The sequence below is a fragment of the Rhodoferax sp. genome, assembly GCF_030646845.1.
Taxonomy (GTDB): Bacteria; Pseudomonadota; Gammaproteobacteria; order Burkholderiales; family Burkholderiaceae_C; genus Rhodoferax.
The window spans coordinates 104,040-114,617 of sequence record NZ_JAUSLE010000028.1; the positions used below are offsets into that span (position 1 = coordinate 104,040).

Here is a 10,578-nt window from a genome sequence, read left to right on the forward strand (position 1 = left end):
GATTTGAACTGAAGATACTTAAAAAGAGGTTGACATGATCGTCCTGAAGGCAACACAAGACAAAGTGCTATCGGTACTGCAATCGGTAGCAGGTATCGTCGAGCGCCGGCATACCTTACCCATTCTGGCCAACGTGTTGATTCGCAAGACGGGCTCCTCTTTGCAGCTCACCACCAGCGATCTCGAAATCCAGATCCGGACTACGGCTGAGTTGGACGGCGATACAGGCAACTTCACCACGACGGTGGGCGCGCGCAAGCTGATTGATATTTTGCGCACGATGCCGTCGGATCAGACGGTGTCACTGGAGTCAAGTGCAGCCAAGCTCATTCTCAAGGGCGGCAAGAGCAAGTTCACCCTGCAAACCATGGTGGCCGAGGACTTTCCGCTGGTGCAGGAGGCGGCCAACTTCGGCCCGGCGTTCAGCGTGCCGCAGAAGACGCTGAAAGATCTGCTGGGTCAAGTGTCGTTTGCCATGGCCGTGCATGACATTCGCTATTACCTCAACGGCATTCTGTTCGTCGCCGAAGGCAAACAACTCAGCCTGGTGGCCACGGACGGCCACCGGCTCGCTTTTGCCTCGGCCACGCTGGACGTGGACGTGCCCAAGCAAGAGGTTATTTTGCCCCGCAAGACCGTCATCGAACTGCAGCGCCTGCTCTCTGACAAGGAGGGCGCCATTGAGATGCAGTTTGCCAACAACCAGGCGAAGTTCAGCTTTGACGGCATGGAGTTCGTCACCAAGCTGGTCGAAGGCAAGTTCCCTGACTACAACCGCGTTATCCCCAAGAACCACAAGAACAGCATCACGCTGGGCCGTAGCGCGCTGCTGGCCACGCTGCAGCGCACCGCCATTCTGACCAGCGACAAGTTCAAGGGTGTGCGTCTGAACATTGACCCCGGCACCTTGCGTGTGGCATCCAACAATGCCGAGCAGGAAGAGGCGGTGGACGAGCTGGACATTGACTACGGTGGCGACAGCATCGAGATCGGATTCAATGTGACCTATCTCATCGATGCCTTGGCCAACATGAGCCAGGACATGGTGAAGCTGGAACTGTCTGACGGCAACAGCTCGGCCCTGTTCACTATCCCTGACAACGCCACGTTCAAATATGTGGTGATGCCGATGCGGATTTGATGCCGCAAAGTTTGTAGCAATACAAAGCCCGAACCCGCGATGAACGAGAAGTTCATTGCGGGTTTGGTCATTCAAGAGTTTGAGAAATCGTTAGAGAAGTTAGCCATGACCGAAGAAAACAAGCCAGTTCCGACCCCCGAAAACGGTGAGGCCGACGTGCACACGGGCGAAAGTACAGCCGACAGCTCCAACTTCCAGCCCACCATTGATGCCCATCAGGCCGGTGCCTCCGAGGCCTATGGCGAAGGCTCCATCCAGATTCTGGAAGGGTTGGAGGCGGTGCGCAAACGTCCCGGCATGTACATCGGCGATACGTCTGACGGCACCGGCCTGCACCATCTGGTGTTCGAAGTGGTGGACAACTCGATTGACGAATCGCTGGCCGGCCACTGCGACGACATTCTGGTCACCATCCACTCCGACAACTCGGTGTCAGTGGTCGACAACGGGCGCGGCATTCCGACCGGCGTCAAGATGGACGACAAACACGAACCCAGGCGTTCGGCGGCTGAGATTGCCCTGACCGAGTTGCACGCGGGTGGCAAGTTCAACCAGAACAGTTACAAGGTTTCCGGCGGCCTGCACGGGGTTGGCGTGAGCTGCGTCAATGCCCTGAGCAAAATGCTGCGCCTGACCATCCGGCGTGATGGCAAAGTGCATGTCATGGAGTTCAGCAAGGGCTTTGTGCAGAACCGCATTACCGAGATGGTGAACGGGGTCGAAGTGTCGCCCATGAAGGTGATTGGCGATACCGAGAAACGCGGCACCGAGGTGCACTTCCTGCCCGACACCGACATCTTCCAGCAAAACAATGATTTTCACTACGAAATCCTGAGCAAGCGTCTGCGCGAACTGAGTTTCTTGAACAATGGCGTCCGGATTCGCCTCAAGGACGAACGCAGCGGCAAGGAGGACGACTTCTCGGGCGCAGGCGGCGTCAAAGGCTTTGTCAACTTCATCAACAGAGGCAAGACGGTGTTGAACCCCAACATCTTCCACGCCATGGGCGACCGCCAAAGTGACCAGAACACCAACATCGGCGTCGAAGTGGCCATGCAATGGAACAGCGGCTACAACGAGCAGGTGCTGTGCTTCACCAACAACATTCCGCAGCGTGACGGTGGTACCCACTTGACCGGACTGCGCGCCGCCATGACGCGCGTCATCAACAAGTACATAGATGACAGCGAACTGGCCAAAAAGGCCAAGGTCGAAGTCACCGGCGACGACATGCGCGAAGGCCTGACCTGTGTGCTCAGCGTGAAGGTGCCCGAGCCCAAATTCAGCAGCCAGACCAAGGACAAACTCGTGAGCTCCGAAGTGCGCGGACCGGTGGAAGATATCGTCAGCAAGCTGCTGTACGACTACCTGCAGGAGCGCCCGGCCGACGCCAAGATCATCGTCGGCAAGATCATCGAAGCCGCCCGCGCCCGCGAGGCCGCCCGCAAGGCCCGCGACATGACGCGCCGCAAGGGTGTGCTGGACGGCATGGGCCTGCCCGGCAAACTGGCCGATTGCCAGGAGAAAGACCCGGCGATGTGCGAGATCTACATCGTCGAGGGCGACTCCGCCGGTGGCTCCGCCAAGCAGGGGCGCGACCGCAAATTCCAGGCCATCCTGCCGCTGCGCGGCAAGATCTTGAACGTGGAAAAAGCCCGCTATGAAAAGCTGCTGACCAGCAATGAAATTCTGACGCTCATCACCGCTTTGGGCACCGGCATCGGCAAGGCGGGAGGCACCACCGGCAATGACGACTTCAACGTCGCCAAGCTGCGCTACCACCGCATCATCATCATGACCGACGCCGACGTCGACGGCGCGCACATCCGCACGCTGCTGCTGACCTTCTTCTACCGCCAGATGCCCGAACTGGTGGAGCGTGGCCATATCTACATTGCGCAACCACCGCTGTACAAGGTAAAGGCCGGCAAGGAAGAGCTCTACCTGAAAGACGCCCCAGCGCTGGACACCTTCCTGATGCGCATTGCGCTGATCAACGCATCCGTCCACACCGGTGGCGACAACGGAACAACGATCAGCGGCGACACCCTGGCCGAGCTGGCACGCAAACACCAGGTCGCACAAGCCGTGATTGCGCGTCTGCGCAACTTCATGGATGCCGAAGCATTGCGTTCGGTGGCCGACGGCGTCGCCCTGAACCTCGACACCGTGGCCGATGCAGAACTATCTGCCGCCGCGCTGCAAGCCAAGCTGCCCGATGCCGAAGTGGCTGGCGAATTTGACGTGCGCACTGACAAACCGATTCTGCGCATCAGCCGCCGTCACCATGGCAACGTCAAGAGTAGCGTGCTGACGCAGGACTTTGTCCATGGCGCCGACTATGCGGCACTGGCAGAGGCGGCGAACACGTTCAGAGGTTTGCTAAACGAGGGGGCCAAAGTCATGCGCGGTGAGGGCGAGCGCCAAAAGGAAGAGAAAGTGTCCGACTTCCGCGAGGCCATGGCCTGGTTGATTGCACAAGCGGAACACGCCACCTCCCGTCAACGCTACAAGGGTCTGGGCGAGATGAACCCGTCACAGCTATGGGAAACCACCATGGACCCGACAGTGCGCCGCTTGCTCAAAGTACAAATCGACGATGCGATTGAAGCCGACCGTGTTTTCACCATGCTGATGGGCGATGAAGTTGAGCCACGCCGTGAGTTCATCGAAACCAACGCGCTTCGGGCCGGGAATATCGACATCTAGCTTTGTTGGCACTGGAAGAAGATCCGAGGGGATCTTTGATTTCCGTCCTCAGCGATCTGGCGAACGCCTGCGATGCGTTGGCTTCTCAGCCGCGCACTCGCAGGATGGCGGCGAAATACTCCGTCAGGTCATCGCGGGCATGCAGCGGGAGGATATGGCCCACGTACTGATCCGGGCGGACAATGAGCATGCAGCCTGCGGCCCGGTCGATGCCACGCGACTCGAAGATGTCCTCGCCCCGCTTCAAGTCGGCACAGAAGACCTTCTCGTAGTCGCACAGCCCGTAGCGGCCCACGTGCGGGCGCAGCAGCGTGGGCATGGTACCGAAGTCCAGCGCGCGGAACCCCTGCTGGAAGACCGCGCGGATGTCGATCACGGCATCCACGTCTTCCCCTGACAAGGTATGGCGGCGCACCGGTGAGGCCGGGTCGTGTTCAAGCCAGTCGCACAGCCTGGCGACGGCGCGGCCCTGGCCGCCTGCGTCGTCCGCGGGGGCAAAGATGAACAGGCGGAAGCGCGCATCAGCCTCGATGCAATGGCCGAGGTGCATGGGCTTGGCGTCGGCCAACCGGACGACAGGTGCGGAATGGAAGCGCTTGCCAATGTCGAAGCCCGTAGCGAGGTACTGATGCGTGTGCGCACCTGTCAGTGCGCTGGGTTCGTACTGGACGGTCAGGCCGCAGGTAAAGGGCAGATTGTTGATGAACTCCCGCGCCACGCGGGGCAGGCCGTCTGTTGCGTCATCCTCGGCACGGGCTCCGACGACGCGGGCCCACTTGTGGTCGAACTCCACCAAGCCCTTTGCCGCGGCGCGCCGTTCGCCGGAATAGCTGTGCAGCAGGGCAGGGGCGGTGCGGCCGGTCAGGACCGAAATCAGTTTCCAGCCGAGGTTGAAGGTGTCGCCCATCGACACGTTCATGCCCTGCCCGGCTTTGGGACTGTGGGTGTGGCAGGCGTCGCCGGCCAGCATCACGCGCGGCGCGCGCGTGGCAACCTGGTCCTCGGGTACGTCGTCGAACTTGTCGGTCAGGCGGTGACCGATCTCGTAAATCGACCACCAGACCACGTCCTTCACGTCCAGTTCGAACGGGCTGAAGATGCGCTGCGCTTTAGCGATGATGTCCTCGGCGTCCATGCCACGGTCGGCGGCACGCTCGTGTTCGCCCAGACGGTCGAGCTCGACGTACAGGCGCACCAAGTGACCACCCTCGCGGGGCAGCACCATCAGGATGCCCTCGTCCCGCGAGCGCACGAAGGACTTCATGCGCCAGTCGGGGAAGTCGGTGACTGCCAGCACATCCATCACGCCCCAAGCGTGGTGCGCCGCGTCGCCGTGCAGCGCCCCGCCGATTGCGCTGCGCACGTTCGAGCGTGCACCGTCGCAGCCGATGACGTAGTTGGCGCGCAGCTTCGTGGTTTGGCCCTCGCGGCCAGGGGCAGTGTGCTCCAGCGTGACGGTGACGGGATATTCGGCGGCGGTGGGGTCAATCACCAGGTCAGCCACCTTCAGGCCGTAGTCGGGCTCCAGCCGGGTAGGCGAGCGGCGCATGACGTCGAGGAACATGTCGTGCACCCGCGCCTGGTTGATCAGCACATGGGGCATCTCGGAGGTGCCGTCAGGCACGTCCTGCACGCGGGCGACGCGAGCCAGGGGCGCGTCCGCACCGGGCGACCAGAAGGTGGTTTCGTTGATCCAAACCGACTCGCGCATGACCTTCTCGGCAAATCCGAAGGCCTGGAACATTTCCATCGAGCGCACGCTGATGCCGTCGGCCTGGCCCTTTTCCATCGGCCCCAGCTTGGGTTCGACCAACATGGTGCTGATCTGCGGCACGCGGGCGAGCTGGGCGGCCAGGCACAGGCCGGCCGGCCCCGAGCCGGCTATCAACACGTCCACCGTGGCCGGCAACGGGTCGCCCGGGCGGCGGTGGCCCGGAGCTGCCGGGAGAACATCGGGGTCTCCGGGGTGGAAGCCGTTGACGTGGTACTGCATAGTGTCTCCTTAATGCGGTTTGCCAGGTTGTTTGTAGTAAGATAACATATGATATGCATACATACTATCTTTGTCAAGCGGACAATAAGCCGGTAAGACAGGGCGTGGTATGAAACAAATGGAGGCACGGATGAACAGGATCGAGATGGCCGGACACCTGATCCGGCGCCTGCATCAGCAGTCGACGCAGATCTTCCAGACACAGACACAGGGCGCGGGCTTCGACCTGACCTCGGTGCAGTTTGCAGCGCTCGACGCCATCGCCCAGGATCCCGGCATTGACCAGGCCAGCCTGGCCGCGATCATCAGCTTCGACCGTGCCACGATCGGCGGTGTGATTGACCGCCTGGAGCACAAGGGGCTCGTGCAGCGTGTGGTCAGCGCTCAGGATCGTCGGGCGCGCCGGCTTCACCTCACGCACGGGGGTGAGCAATTGTTGGCTGCTTGTCGGCCGGTGGTGAACGCCTTGCAGTCCGACATCCTGGCGCTGCTGTCACCCGCAGAGCGCGAAGTCTTCCTGGCGCTGGCGCAAAAGGCGCTCGGCCTGGGCTGAAGTCGAAGCTGCACCGCGCTGTCTGCGGTCGCTGTGGGGTGCTGCATCTGCCCGATCCGCGATGGCTCGCCGAGCAGGCCCAAGGTCGCGGTTCGCCAGGCGGTGCGCACCGAAGCCAGCAACTGCCTCGTCATTTTTAGAGGAAACAGTTTTTGTAACCCCATGTCCGCTTTGCGGCAAATTATTCCAATGTCGGGACCTGGTCATCACACCACGACCAATGACTTGATCCTTGAGGAGTACTCAGGCAGGAGGTCGACCGGTTCAACTCTGCGTAACTTGGTCACCGAACCGCGTGCTCGATTACATCCACTTGAAGTTGACAATATTCGCAGCTGGTCCTATATTTAACTAATTGGTTTAATGCAGAGGAATTCAGTACACATGCACCAACAAGCTGCCATCGACCCGCTGAGTGCGACCTTTGCCGCCTTGGCCGACCCGACGCGCAGGGCAATGTTGGCGCGCCTTGCATTGGGTGAAGCATCTGTCAATGAACTGGCTGCACCATTTGCAATGAGTTTGCCTGCCGCGTCCAAGCACATCAAAGTACTGCACACCGCTGGACTGATAACCAAAGGACGCGACGCGCAGTGGCGCCCGTGCCGTATTGAAGGTGAACACCTCAAGGAAGCGATGGACTGGATCGGCCAGTACAAACAAATCTGGGAAGACCGTCTGGATCGTCTGGATGCCTATTTACTCACCCTGCAACCCGCGTCCACACAAGGGGAAGAAACATGAAGCCAACGTATCAATTCAATTCGAAATTCGACCTGAGTTTTACCCGTGTGGTCGATGTGCCAAGAACTCTGGTGTGGCGCGCCTGGACCGAGCCGGAACTGCTTAAACCCTGGTTCTGTCCATTGCCGTGGAAAACTATCGAATGTGAAATCGACTTGCGCCCGGGCGGTGCTTTCCGGACCACGATGCAGTCACCGGAGGGAGTTGAATTTCCCAATGCGGGTTGCTACCTCGAAGTGGTGCCCAATGAAAAGTTGGTATGGACCAATGCCCTGCTGCCTGGATACAGACCCAGCAATGTGACCGCGACATGCGGCTCCGATGACACCCATTTCATGTTCACCGCCATGATCGAATTGGCCGACGATGGGCTGGGTACACGCTACACCGCAACCGTTATTCATGCGGACGAAGCTGGCTGCAAAACGCACGCGGCGATGGGATTTGAAGGCGGATGGGGTACGGCGTTGGATCAACTCGTCGCAATGATCAAGCGAGGTATCTGATCATGACTACAGCCATTGAATCCGAGCGCGAATTGGTGCTGCAGCGGGAAGTGCCCTTCGCGCGCGAACTGGTCTGGACAGCCATGACTGTCCCCGAGCACCAAGACCGGTGGTGGGGCCCGGACGGCTTCAGGAACGAAGGTGTGACCATGGATTTCCGGGTTGGAGGTGCCTGGACTTTTGACATGGTGGGTCCCGACGGAACGCGCTATCCCAATCACTGCGTTTTCAAGGAAATCACGCCACCGTCCAAGCTGGTTTTTGACCATGGCGACGGCAAAAGCATGTGGTTCGAGGCCAGCATCACTCTGCAAGAAACATCCGGCGGCACCCTGATCACCCTGCGTCAGATTTTCCCCAGCAGGGAATCCCGTGACGAGGTCGTCGAAAAGTACGGCGCCATCGAGGGTGGCAAACAACACCTGGCGAAACTTGAAGCGTATATCAGGGAGCGCATGTCATGAACGAAGCAGGTATGGGCCTGGAAAACTCTTTGGCACAGCCGCCACCTGATGCGTTGCACTGGAATACTGGACCCACTGGAAAGCGTAAGCCATTGGGTCGTGGCGGCTTGCGCTGCGCGTTTTCAGTTAGACTGAACCAAAGGAATCATCACTATGGCAGGCGTATTCGGTAAAGATCCCAACATGAAGAAAAGCAACCACGCGGAGCTCGAAAGGCTCAACCTGGAGCGCAAGCGGAAGTTGGCAGAAGCGGCTGTCAAGTTCACTCAAAAGAGACCTGTCGCTCCAAGCAAGGACGCAGCTGAGAAATAGCGTCTATTTAGACAAAAATGAAGGCCCCTTGATTGGGGCCTTCATTTTTTCTGCCATGACCAGCAGTATTGACCCTCCGGTCTCGGGCAAGCAGTTAAAAGCCGCAAGGGCTGGAGAAATGCGCGGCCACCAGAAGACGTCCCTACAATTCCACTCTAACTTGTGCAAAAAGGTTGGCGTGTTCGAGCGAAGTACGAACAATCTATCTCAGGCGAAAGGCTCTTTTTGAAACGCTTTTTTCTGTCGATGGAAGATACGGCAACACTATGGCTTCTGAACACCGAAAAAGGGCAAAGCTTTGCTAGCGTCGACACTTCTGTTGCGTTGCAGTTCAGAACTTCAAATCAAACTGGCCTGTCAGTGCTGACATGGGGGCCGGCGTGATGTCTCACTCCCTGGCCCCAATGCCCCGTTCGCCAGGAAACATGCTCTCTGCCAGCATCCCGCTGCTGAACCGTTTCTACAGCATCTTTTTCTTCGTCGGCACGGTCCTGCTGGCGATCGGCGTGCCGTTTGTGTTCTACCGCAAGGCTGCCAGCGCTGCTGCCATCTTGGTCATCATTTCTGCGATAGTGATCGCGTGGCGCATGAATCGCCGTGGCCAACCCGAGAAGTCACTCATATTCTTCGCGGTGGTGATGTGGCTGGTGATGGTGGCCTTGATTTATGCAGGCTTGACGCCGACGACCGCTGGCGCCGTGGTCATGGCGATGATGCTGGCCATCGTGGTTCATGTCCGGGCGGCGGCCATCTTTGGCATCTGTTATTTGCTCGCCTGGCTGCTGTACATCGCGTTGCGGGCAGCCGACCTGATACCCGTACCTTATTTTCCAGCGCCGCTGGTGTCGGCGTGGTTCGTCGGCGCGGTCGCCATCGGGCTCGTGTTGCTGCCGATTCCCGAGTTGGTGCTCCACTTGCGCAAAGCGGCATCCTTGCAACGCGCCGTGATCGAAGCTGCCACCGATGGCATTCTGGTGGTGAGCAGCGACGGCAAGGTAGTCACCTACAACCAGCGTTTCCTGGACTTCTGGCACCTTGCGCCGGACTATCTGAACGCCCACAGTCACAGCGACCTGCTGGATCTTGTGTCACAGCACCTGGTCGATCCAGACTCTTTTCTGCACAAGGTGCAGGAGCTGAATGCGCATCCCGATTTGTCCAGCTCTGACACGCTGCGTTTCAAGGATGGCCTGCTTCTGGAACGACATTCCCGACCCCAGCGTCTGGATGCGCAAATCGTCGGCCGCGTCTGGAGCTTTCGTGACGTTACCGAAAGAGAGCAGGCCCACGCCGAGATTCATCGCCTGGCCTTCCATGACGCCCTCACCATGCTGCCCAATCGCCGTCTGCTCGCTGACCGGCTGCAGCAGGCGCTGCCTTACAGCGCTCGAAGCGGTCATCGCGGCGCGGTGCTCCTGATCGACCTGGACAACTTCAAGACACTGAACGACACCCTCGGTCACGACAAGGGCGACTTGCTGCTGCAGCGGGTGGCCCAACGACTTGTCTTCTGTGTCCGTGAGGGTGATACCGTGGCGCGCCTGGGCGGCGACGAGTTTGTGGTGATGCTCGAAGGGCTGAGTGAAAATCCCGACGAAGCGGCGACGCAGGCTGAAACAGTGGGCGAGAAGATCCTGGCCACGCTGAATCAACCCTACCGGCTCGCCGGTTACGAGAACCGCAGCACCCCCAGCATCGGCGTCACCCTGTTTAGCGGTCACCAGACCTCCATTGATGAACTGCTGAAGCAGGCGGATCTGGCGATGTACCAGTCCAAGACGGCCGGCCGCAATACCCTGCGCTTCTTCGATCCAGCCATGCAGGCCATGGTGAGTGAGCGCGCGGCCCTGGAGGTCGACCTGCGTGAGGCGGTGCGGCAACAGCAGTTCGTCCTGTACTACCAGCCGCAGGTGGTCGAGGCGGGCCGCCTGACGGGTGCCGAGGCGCTGCTGCGCTGGCAGCATCCGCGGCGTGGCCTGGTGTCACCGGCCGAGTTCATCCCGCTGGCCGAGGAGACCGGCCTGATCCTGCCGCTGGGCCACTGGGTGCTGGAGACGGCCTGTGCCCAGCTGGCGACATGGGCCAACCAGCCGAAGACGGCTCATCTCTCTTTGGCGGTGAACGTCAGTGCCAACCAGTTGCACCAGGCCGACTTT

The 10,578-nt window shown here is 59.9% G+C and carries 8 protein-coding genes; 7 read left to right on the forward strand and 1 reads right to left on the reverse strand.

Annotated features, from left to right (window positions below):
- The first annotated feature begins 34 nt into the window (after window positions 1–34).
- Entirely contained in the window at window positions 35–1,141 is a 1,107-nt protein-coding gene (gene dnaN, locus Q7T10_RS07760) for a DNA polymerase III subunit beta (protein WP_304747316.1), read from the forward strand.
- A 105-nt stretch (window positions 1,142–1,246) separates the two neighbouring features.
- Window positions 1,247–3,850 carry a DNA topoisomerase (ATP-hydrolyzing) subunit B gene (gene gyrB, locus Q7T10_RS07765; protein WP_304747327.1) on the forward strand — a complete coding sequence of 868 codons (2,604 nt, stop codon included), beginning with the start codon at window positions 1,247–1,249 and terminating at the stop codon, window positions 3,848–3,850.
- Window positions 3,851–3,935: 85 nt separating this feature from the next.
- Here the strand turns inward: gyrB and Q7T10_RS07770 are convergent, their stop codons facing one another.
- Complete coding sequence (locus Q7T10_RS07770; protein ID WP_304747317.1) at window positions 3,936–5,843, reverse strand: FAD-dependent monooxygenase; 1,908 nt, start codon at window positions 5,841–5,843, stop codon at window positions 3,936–3,938.
- A 130-nt stretch (window positions 5,844–5,973) separates the two neighbouring features.
- Between Q7T10_RS07770 and Q7T10_RS07775 the strand changes: the two genes are divergently transcribed.
- From Q7T10_RS07775 to Q7T10_RS07795, 5 genes are all read left to right on the forward strand, one after another.
- Window positions 5,974–6,396 (forward strand): MarR family winged helix-turn-helix transcriptional regulator, encoded by a 423-nt coding sequence (locus Q7T10_RS07775; RefSeq protein ID WP_304747318.1) that lies wholly within the window; start codon window positions 5,974–5,976, stop codon window positions 6,394–6,396.
- A gap of 384 nt (window positions 6,397–6,780) precedes the next feature.
- Entirely contained in the window at window positions 6,781–7,140 is a 360-nt protein-coding gene (locus Q7T10_RS07780) for a helix-turn-helix transcriptional regulator (protein WP_304747319.1), read from the forward strand.
- Entirely contained in the window at window positions 7,137–7,646 is a 510-nt protein-coding gene (locus tag Q7T10_RS07785; RefSeq protein ID WP_304747320.1) for an SRPBCC family protein, read from the forward strand. The genes Q7T10_RS07780 and Q7T10_RS07785 overlap by 4 nt, the downstream gene beginning before the upstream one ends.
- Window positions 7,647–7,648: 2 nt before the next feature.
- Complete coding sequence (locus tag Q7T10_RS07790; RefSeq protein WP_304747321.1) at window positions 7,649–8,110, forward strand: SRPBCC domain-containing protein; 462 nt, start codon at window positions 7,649–7,651, stop codon at window positions 8,108–8,110.
- Between the two features lie 737 nt (window positions 8,111–8,847).
- Window positions 8,848–10,578: bifunctional diguanylate cyclase/phosphodiesterase (locus Q7T10_RS07795; protein ID WP_304747322.1), on the forward strand; the 1,731-nt coding region annotated here is incomplete at its 3' end.

Excerpts from the sequence above, each read along its gene's own strand:
- Q7T10_RS07770 (WP_304747317.1), bottom strand. The coding sequence starts at position 5,843 with ATGCAGTACCACGTCAACGGCTTCCACCCCGGAGACCCCGATGTTCTC.
- dnaN (WP_304747316.1), top strand. The coding sequence starts at position 35 with ATGATCGTCCTGAAGGCAACACAAGACAAAGTGCTATCGGTACTGCAA.
- gyrB (WP_304747327.1), top strand. The coding sequence starts at position 1,247 with ATGACCGAAGAAAACAAGCCAGTTCCGACCCCCGAAAACGGTGAGGCC.
- Q7T10_RS07780 (WP_304747319.1), top strand. The coding sequence starts at position 6,781 with ATGCACCAACAAGCTGCCATCGACCCGCTGAGTGCGACCTTTGCCGCC.
- Q7T10_RS07790 (WP_304747321.1), top strand. The coding sequence starts at position 7,649 with ATGACTACAGCCATTGAATCCGAGCGCGAATTGGTGCTGCAGCGGGAA.
- Q7T10_RS07785 (WP_304747320.1), top strand. The coding sequence starts at position 7,137 with ATGAAGCCAACGTATCAATTCAATTCGAAATTCGACCTGAGTTTTACC.
- Q7T10_RS07775 (WP_304747318.1), top strand. The coding sequence starts at position 5,974 with ATGAACAGGATCGAGATGGCCGGACACCTGATCCGGCGCCTGCATCAG.